Source organism: Pseudomonas juntendi, assembly GCF_009932375.1.
Lineage (GTDB): Bacteria > Pseudomonadota > Gammaproteobacteria > Pseudomonadales > Pseudomonadaceae > Aquipseudomonas > Aquipseudomonas juntendi.
Window position 1 is genome coordinate 1 of the sequence record NZ_BLJG01000397.1, and the last position, 282, is coordinate 282.

Annotated in this window: 1 rRNA gene; it reads right to left on the reverse strand. The window is 49.6% G+C overall.

What is annotated here, in order from left to right:
- Positions 1 to 50: 50 nt before the first annotated feature.
- A 5S ribosomal RNA gene (gene rrf / locus GYA94_RS26290) occupies positions 51 to 166 on the reverse strand.
- Between the last annotated feature and the right edge of the window lie 116 nt (positions 167 to 282).

The window sequence follows — 282 nt, forward strand, 5'->3', positions numbered from 1 at the left end:
AAAGACAAAACCCCTACCTGCATGCGCAGATAGGGGTTTTGCGAAATGAATCTTGACGATGACCTACTCTCACATGGGGAAACCCCACACTACCATCGGCGATGCATCGTTTCACTGCTGAGTTCGGGATGGGATCAGGTGGTTCCAATGCTCTATGGTCGTCAAGAAATTCTGTAGCCAGAATGTCCAGATGGACAGCCCAGCGAATTCGGATATGTGATGTTTGTGATGCCTTGCGAACTTTCGGTTCATGTCATCTTCACCACCGCAATCTGCGTCAGC